Annotated in this window: 3 tRNA genes and 3 rRNA genes; all 6 read right to left on the reverse strand. The window is 53.0% G+C overall.

From position 1 onward, the window contains the following. Positions 1-223: 223 nt before the first annotated feature. The 6 genes from AC2FHW_RS19800 to AC2FHW_RS19825 all read right to left on the reverse strand — a co-directional run bounded on the left by AC2FHW_RS19800 (position 224) and on the right by AC2FHW_RS19825 (position 5,858). Positions 224-300: transfer RNA gene (locus AC2FHW_RS19800), tRNA-Met, on the reverse strand. 87 nt (positions 301-387) lie between these two features. After that, positions 388-502 (reverse strand): 5S ribosomal RNA (rrf, locus tag AC2FHW_RS19805). Positions 503-684: 182 nt separating this feature from the next. Continuing rightward, positions 685-3,512: ribosomal RNA gene (locus AC2FHW_RS19810) — 23S ribosomal RNA — on the reverse strand. Positions 3,513-4,002: 490 nt separating this feature from the next. After that, positions 4,003-4,079, reverse strand: a tRNA-Ile gene (locus AC2FHW_RS19815). 90 nt (positions 4,080-4,169) lie between these two features. Beyond that, positions 4,170-4,245 (reverse strand) — tRNA-Ala (locus AC2FHW_RS19820). A gap of 151 nt (positions 4,246-4,396) precedes the next feature. After that, positions 4,397-5,858, reverse strand: a 16S ribosomal RNA gene (locus AC2FHW_RS19825). Together the 16S, 23S and 5S rRNA genes with 3 tRNA genes alongside form the textbook arrangement of a ribosomal RNA operon. Positions 5,859-5,998: the final 140 nt, after the last annotated feature.

Below are 5,998 nucleotides of genomic sequence, written 5' to 3' on the forward strand. Positions count from 1 at the left end.
TCGCCGCGTTTGCTTCCACGGTGCTTTCAGTTGTGATGGCGCAACGCAAAAGCCCGCTCTGGCACGGTGTGTAATATATTGATATTGTGTAGTGATTTAGGTTGCGGGAGTAGGGTTTGAACCTTTGGCCTTCAGGTTATGAGCCTGACGAGGTGAAGACGTTAAGCAATTGATCCAGTGGATCAATTTTAGTCTGAACGGGCTGTGTTGATATTATTCGACCTGGTTGCGGGAGTAGGATTTGAACCTACGACCTTCAGGTTATGAGCCTGACGAGCTACCGGGCTGCTCCATCCCGCGACACTAGGTTGGCCTATCGCTTTCGCTACTTGAGGCCGGGGTCGAATAAGTATTGTTATCATTTAGAGAGAATTGGGATTTTTCTAGGTTTGGCGGTGACCTACTCTCCCGGGGCTTAAGCCCAAGTACCATTGGCGCGGCAGTGCTTAACTTCCGGGTTCGGGATGGGACCGGGTGTTTCACTTGCGCTATGACCACCAAACCGAGGAAAATCCCACGTTGCGACTTGCGTAGCAAGCGCGACGGGTGGCAGGCAGCGTCTTTTGCGTGCAAAAGGCGCGTTGCCACTCGGTAGTGTAATCAATCAACAGTGCCGCTTGGCGCGACACAGCCATCGTTAGTCTAAGGTGTGTATGTTTTTGATTTGTCTTTCCATTACTGGATCAAATCAAGCCTATCGGGCGATTAGTACCGGTCAACTGAACGCATTACTGCGCTTACATCTCCGGCCTATTGACGTGGTGGTCTTCCACGGCCCTCAGGGAGACCTTGTTTTGAGGGGGGCTTCCCGCTTAGATGCCTTCAGCGGTTATCCTGTCCGATCATAGCTACCCTGCACTGCTGCTGGCGCAACAACAGGTCCACCAGTGGATCGTTCACCCCGGTCCTCTCGTACTAGGGGCAACTCCTCTCAAGTCTCCTACACCCACGGCAGATAGGGACCGAACTGTCTCACGACGTTCTAAACCCAGCTCACGTACCTCTTTAAACGGCGAACAGCCGTACCCTTGGGACCTGCTCCAGCCCCAGGATGAGATGAGCCGACATCGAGGTGCCAAACACTGCCGTCGATATGGACTCTTGGGCAGTATCAGCCTGTTATCCCCGGCGTACCTTTTATCCGTTGAGCGATGGCCCTTCCACTCGGGACCACCGGATCACTATGGCCGTCTTTCGACTCTGCTCGACTTGTCAGTCTCGCAGTCAGGCTGGCTTCTGCCATTGCACTCAACGAGCGATTTCCGACCGCTCTGAGCCAACCTTCGCGCGCCTCCGTTACGCTTTAGGAGGCGACCGCCCCAGTCAAACTACCCGCCACGCAGGGTCCCGGATCCGGATAACGGACCGCGGTTAGACATCAAGAGTGCGAAGGGTGGTATCTCAAGGGAGGCTCCACAGGGACTAGCGTTCCTGCTTCAAAGCCTACCACCTATCCTGCACATCACAATCCTGATGCCAGTGCGAAGCTGTAGTAAAGGTGCACGGGGTCTTTCCGTCTAACCGCGGGAAGCCTGCATCTTGACAGGCAATTCAATTTCGCTGAGTCGATGTTGGAGACAGCGGGGAAGTCGTTACGCCATTCGTGCAGGTCGGAACTTACCCGACAAGGAATTTCGCTACCTTAGGACCGTTATAGTTACGGCCGCCGTTTACCTGGGCTTCAATTCAAGGCTCTCACCTCTCCTTTTAACCTTCAGGCACCGGGCAGGCGTCAGACCCTATACGTCGTCTTGCGACTTCGCAGAGCCCTGTGTTTTTAATAAACAGTCGCCACCCCCTGGTTTGTGCCCCCAGCCCCTAGTTGCCTAGGAACCGGGCCTCCTTCTCGCGAACTTACGGAGGTATTTTGCCGAGTTCCTTCAACATCGTTCTCTCAAGCGCCTTGGTATTCTCTACCAGTCCACCTGTGTCGGTTTAGGGTACGGTCTTATAGGAGGGCTATTTCCAGGAACCTCTCAGCAGCCCATTCAATCCGATAAGGATGAACTACCTCTGAGATCCGTCACCACTCCACGGCCTAGGAATATTAACCTAGTTCCCATCGCCTACGCCTTTCGGCCTCGGCTTAGGGGCCGGCTTACCCTGCTCAGATTAGCTTTAAGCAGGAACCCTTGGACTTTCGGCGAGAGTGTCTCTCACACTCTTTGTCGCTACTCATGTCATCATTCTCACTAGTGATCTCTCCACCGGATCGCTCACGCGCCGGCTTCATCGAAAGCCTCTCTCCTCCAATACGCCCGAAGACGTGAAGGAGGAATGAGACTATGTCACACTACGCTCTGCTACCATGCCTTACGGCATCCTAAGCTTCGGCTCATGGCTTGAGCCCCGTTACATCTTCGCCGCAGGACAACTTATTTAGACCAGTGAGCTGTTACGCTATCTTTAAAGGATGGCTGCTTCTAAGCCAACCTCCTGGTTGTTTTGGTCGTCCCACCTGCTTTCCCACTTAGCCATGAATTGGGGGCCTTAGCTGTAGGTCAGGGTTGTTTCCCTCTCCACTACGGACGTTAGCATCCGCAGTGTGTCTGCCATCTAGTACTCCCGGGTATTCGGAGTTTGGTTAGGATCAGTAAGCCTGTGGGGCCCCATTACCCATCCAGTGCTCTACCCCCCGGGGTATTCGGATGACGCTCTACCTAAATAGATTTCGCAGAGAACCAGCTATCTCCGAGTTTGATTGGCCTTTCACCCCTAGGCACAGCTCATCCCGATCCTTTTCAACGGATGTGGGTTCGGTCCTCCAGTAAGTGTTACCTTACCTTCAACCTGGCCATGCCTAGATCACTCGGTTTCGGGTCTGATCCCACGAACTCATTCGCCCTATTAAGACTCGCTTTCGCTACGCCTACACCTAACGGCTTAAGCTTGCTCGTGAGACCAAGTCGATGACCCATTATACAAAAGGTACGCCGTCACCCCGCAAGGAGGCTCCGACTGATTGTAGGCGTTCGGTTTCAGGTACTGTTTCACTCCCCTCGTCGGGGTGCTTTTCACCTTTCCCTCACGGTACTGGTTCACTATCGGTCAGCAAGGAGTACTTAGCCTTCGAAGGTGGTCCTCCGATCTTCAGACAGAATTTCACGTGTTCCGCCCTACTTAATACGTCCTTCAGAGCTTAGAATACGGGGCTGTCACCCGCTATGGCCATGCTTCCCAACATGTTCTTCTCACTCATCCGGCTCGGCTGGTCCCCGTTCGCTCGCCGCTACTAGGGGAGTATCAATTGATTTCCTTTCCTCCGGGTACTTAGATGTTTCAGTTCCCCGGGTTTGCCTTTATAACCCTATGTATTCAGGTCATAAATACCTGGTTAAGCCCATTATTGACTGGCAAAGCCAACAATAACAAACTTTCAGGTGGGTTGCCCCATTCAGAAATCCATGGATCAAAGCTTATTCTCAGCTCCCCATGGCTTATCGCAGAGTATCACGTCTTTCATCGCCTCTTGCTGCCAAGGCATTCACCAAACGCCCTTCTCGCGCTTGATTTGATCCAGAAAAAGAAAGACACACTTTAGTGTCCTACCGCCTATTCGGCTACTTGAGGACGTTTAACCGTCCACAACCGAAGCTGCGTCAGAACATATGTCAATCAAGACCGCCCAGCTGGTAACTAAAGGCAGTCATTCTTCTGAACCAAAAACATACATTTCCCGCCCCCGTCTCTTGGACGAGGACAAATGAGCAACCCCATATGGTCTCTCAGCCGTGCAGCTGATCAACGCAGGTCGCTCGGGTTAGTATATTAGACTTGGACAACTCTGTTCGTTTCAGTCGTGATACGCATTCCAGGCCGGCTAGACCCAAACTGCGCCTTCCATCATACGATGGAAACGACCGAGATCAGTGCCACACTCGGCACGATCAAACAGTGTTGATTGATTTCTCTCTAAACGATGTCAAAGCTTCCGAAGAAGCGTCGTCCAATCGGACGGTTAAACACTCAAAACAGTGCTTAACGATCTGGTTGGAAGGAAAGTGGTGGGTCGAGGAGGACTTGAACCTCCGACCTCACGCTTATCAGGCGTGCGCTCTAACCACCTGAGCTACCGACCCACTTTTATTAGGGCCGCTTGCAGGTCGCTCTCATTGCTTTTGTCACCAAAAGCAACTGCCGCGACAACGCCCTTTGCTTTGCAAAAGGCTTGGTGGAGCCTAGGAGGATCGAACTCCTGACCTCCTGAATGCAAATCAGGCGCTCTCCCAGCTGAGCTAAGGCCCCTTGCCGGACCTCACGCCTATCCGCAAGATCCTGATTTTCTGAAGAGATATGAGGACGGCTCGGTCCATGAGTTTGACCAACTTTGTTTGTTGATCTTCTGCTAAGTGTTCCACGATCAAGAGCAAGCTCAAGATGCCAGGAACATCCTTAGAAAGGAGGTGATCCAGCCGCAGGTTCCCCTACGGCTACCTTGTTACGACTTCACCCCAGTCGCTGATCCTACCGTGGTCCGCTGCCCCCAAAAGGTTAGCGCACGGCCGTCGGGTAGAACCAACTCCCATGGTGTGACGGGCGGTGTGTACAAGGCCCGGGAACGTATTCACCGCGTCATGCTGTTACGCGATTACTAGCGATTCCGACTTCATGGGGTCGAGTTGCAGACCCCAATCCGAACTGAGACAGTTTTTTGGGATTAACCCATTGTCACTGCCATTGTAGCACGTGTGTAGCCCAACCCGTAAGGGCCATGAGGACTTGACGTCATCCACACCTTCCTCCCGCTTATCACGGGCAGTTTCCCTAGAGTGCCCAGCCGAACTGCTGGCAACTAAGGATGTGGGTTGCGCTCGTTGCCGGACTTAACCGAACATCTCACGACACGAGCTGACGACAGCCATGCAGCACCTGTCACCGAGTCACCGAAGTGAAAGATCCATCTCTGGACCGGTCCCGGGATGTCAAGGGTTGGTAAGGTTCTGCGCGTTGCTTCGAATTAAACCACATGCTCCACCGCTTGTGCGGGCCCCCGTCAATTCCTTTGAGTTTTAATCTTGCGACCGTACTCCCCAGGCGGAATGCTTAATCCGTTAGGTGTGTCACCGAATAGTATACTACCCGACGACTGGCATTCATCGTTTACGGTGTGGACTACCAGGGTATCTAATCCTGTTTGCTCCCCACACTTTCGCACCTCAGCGTCAGTATCGAGCCAGTGAGCCGCCTTCGCCACTGGTGTTCCTCCGAATATCTACGAATTTCACCTCTACACTCGGAATTCCACTCACCTCTCTCGAACTCAAGACTGGGAGTTTATGAGGCAGTTCCAGGGTTGAGCCCTGGGATTTCACCCCATACTTTCCAATCCGCCTACGTGCGCTTTACGCCCAGTAATTCCGAACAACGCTAACCCCCTCCGTATTACCGCGGCTGCTGGCACGGAGTTAGCCGGGGTTTCTTTACCTGCTACCGTCATTATCTTCACAGGCGAAAGAGCTTTACGACCCTAAGGCCTTCATCACTCACGCGGCATGGCTGGATCAGGCTTGCGCCCATTGTCCAAGATTCCCCACTGCTGCCTCCCGTAGGAGTCTGGGCCGTGTCTCAGTCCCAGTGTTGCTGATCATCCTCTAAAACCAGCTATAGATCGTAGACTTGGTAGGCCGTTACCCCACCAACTATCTAATCTAACGCGGGCCGATCCAAATCCGATAAATCTTTCCCCCGAAGGGCGTATAAGGTATTACTCACCGTTTCCAGTGGCTATTCCTTAGATCTGGGTACGTTCCCACGCGTTACTAACCCGTCCGCCGCTCCCTCCGAAGAGAGCGCTCGACTTGCATGTGTTAAGCCTGCCGCCAGCGTTCGTTCTGAGCCAGGATCAAACTCTCAAGTTGAAAGGCTATTGCTAACCTATCCTTGACGTTCGAACCTCTGCACATCTCATCAGGAGGCTAATCCTGATGAAGTCTTCTGTCTGTATGTGCTCTAGGTTTCATCAGAAACCGAAAGCCGTACAAACAGTGAAGCTGACACT

This window comes from Ruegeria sp. YTSA108 (assembly GCF_059610185.1).